The organism is Okeania sp. SIO2B9 (assembly GCF_010672505.1).
GTDB classification, from domain to species: domain Bacteria; phylum Cyanobacteriota; class Cyanobacteriia; order Cyanobacteriales; family Microcoleaceae; genus Okeania; species Okeania hirsuta.
The window spans coordinates 1-2,370 of record NZ_JAAHGK010001191.1 but is presented as its reverse complement, the minus strand read 5'-3'; the positions used below and the strand labels follow the sequence as shown (position 1 = coordinate 2,370).

The 2,370-nt window shown below is 34.9% G+C and carries 1 protein-coding gene; it reads right to left on the bottom strand.

The window, feature by feature from the left end; all coding sequences use genetic code 11:
• Positions 1-787: 787 nt before the first annotated feature.
• Positions 788-1,390 carry a sulfite oxidase-like oxidoreductase gene (locus tag F6K13_RS28805; RefSeq protein WP_124144322.1) on the bottom strand — a complete coding sequence of 201 codons (603 nt, stop codon included), beginning with the start codon at positions 1,388-1,390 and terminating at the stop codon, positions 788-790.
• Positions 1,391-2,370 lie beyond the last annotated feature (980 nt).

Sequence of the window (2,370 nt, the reverse complement as noted above, 5' to 3'; positions counted from 1 at the left end):
GGGTTTGCTGAAAAAGTCTTATGGGTGAGGGGAGGAGACAGGAGACAGGAGACAGGAGACAGGAGGGACGGGGAATGTAGAAGAGGTAGGAGCTAAGTTTTGTCCCTTAATTTTTCGGCGTTGCATCATCATGGGATGATTTTGATATGTGTCAAAAAATTTGTTTTAATCTATCAACATTTTCAGATGGGTGCAAATGTGATTATCATCCCGCAATTATGCAACGCCATTTTTCTGCCCAACTCTTGCACAAAATGCTAGTTTTTTGAGCTTTCTTGAGCAAAAACAGGCGCACTTTTTTCAACCTAAAACAGCTAAAACCTTGATATATCAATGCTTTTATCTTTGATCGGTAAGCCCTAATTATTCTTATGTTTACTTCTCACCCACTCCCCCTAATGGGATGGGTTAGGGGTGGGTCTCCCACTCCCCTACTCCCTTACTCAAGAAAATGTAGCAAACATTGATCAAATTGGTATAAAAGTGAATCTTCACGTCAGAGTAATGAAACTTTTTTATTCATCACATATACAATTTATTGGTGCTGCCATAAATATTCAGAAAATCTAGAAAAGCTATAAATATATAGCGATCGCCTAAAATGAAAACTGTGATAAATATACATTTTCTAAAATCCTGAGTAAAGTCATTTCATGGAACATCTGTCTATACATTCTTTAAAAACATCAAAAACTCTGATGGAAAAATCACGATCAATATTCGCAGTTGTAATACCAGGTTAACTTTACTATCTAAAAACTAGACAACTCTTCGCCAAAAAATATACTTAAAAACCAGAGCTACTATAACGCTCTTCTGCCCAAGGTTCACCTCTTGTGTGATAACCATTCTTCTCCCAGAAACCTAACTCTTCATCTTTGAGGAATTCTAATCCATTAATCCATTTGGCACTTTTCCAAGCATAGAGGTGAGGAACTACCAATCGCACAGGGCCACCATGATCTGCTGGTAATGGCTCACCAAATAAAGTGTGGGCAAAGAAATTTTCTTCTCTGAGAAAATCAGTCACAGAAATATTAGTAGTATAGCCTCCATAACAATGTTCCATAATATGGACAGCTTTAGGATCGACTTCTACATGACCCATCAAATCTGTAACTTTTACTCCTGTCCACTGAACATCTAGTTTTGACCAGCGAGTCACACAATGAAAATCTGCTGTGAAGTGATTTTGTGGCATGGCCATTAAGTCTGACCAAGTAAAGGTTAATGGTTTAGCCAAACCCCATACTTTCAATTCCCATGTATCTGTACTGATATTAGGAGTTTCGCCATAAGTCAGTACGGGGAAGCCTTTAGCCAAGTATTGACCGGGAGGAACGCGATCGCTATTTTCTGCTTCTGGTTTGTGGAAAAATTTACCTAACATGGTTAAAAACTTTTAGTAACTTACCTTGAATAATTGAAATTAACTACTTTAGTTTCTGCAAATGCCGATCTTCCTGAATTATTTCAGGAATTTATTCGTTTAATGATGAATAAAATTAATAAGTTTATGCTTTTACTTTTTTAGTTGAGGAACTCAAATTTCACCTAAAAACTTTGACAGTTTGGAGGTTTCCGTGCTTCCACTGAGGGCAGAAAACTTATCAGTAATTTTTCAGTGATTTCACTGTTATTCTCAAGTCGCCAATTGCAAATAAAATATGGTTATTGCAACTATTATATATTTTGATTTTTGCACTAATTCTGTTTTGTGTGCAATCCCAAGGTCAAATTATACCTCAGATTGAAAGTCAATGAAGCCTTATTTATCCTTTTAATATTTACTTTATAAATCAGCTCTAAGATGGGAACTTATTCGATCTTTAGCTATACTGTTTATCTAGATCGCTCATTAATTTATAAATCACTCATAAATACCATGAATCTGAACTATATAATTCCCTTATGTATTTCTTGTCTGGCTATTTTTGTCAGTGTCAATTCTGATGTCAAAACTCTGGATGGGATTCCTCGCTTGCTCGCACCCTGTATAGGATTCATTGGATTAATATGGTTTTTTAACGTTATTCCTTGGTTATTGAAGGTTGCTTGTATAGTAATTTTACTTTCTATTCGTAAAAATTTTTTAATCCAATAACTAGATTTTTTTTATGTTAAAAAACTTTTTTTTGAGAAAAACTACCAATCTTTTCAGAATAGAATTTTACTGAATTAAGGTATAGTATTAGAACTTATAGGGTAGTTTTTCGCAGCTTATACTGTGAAAAATAGATCCCATTTTCTATGATCGCGGAGACTTGTTTATAGAAGCCATTTGGTATCTATTTAAGAAGTTACAAGTTCAATACCCATCTGGGTTTTATGATTCTGGCAGTCATTTTTCATAATTTTTCGGTTTCCTGA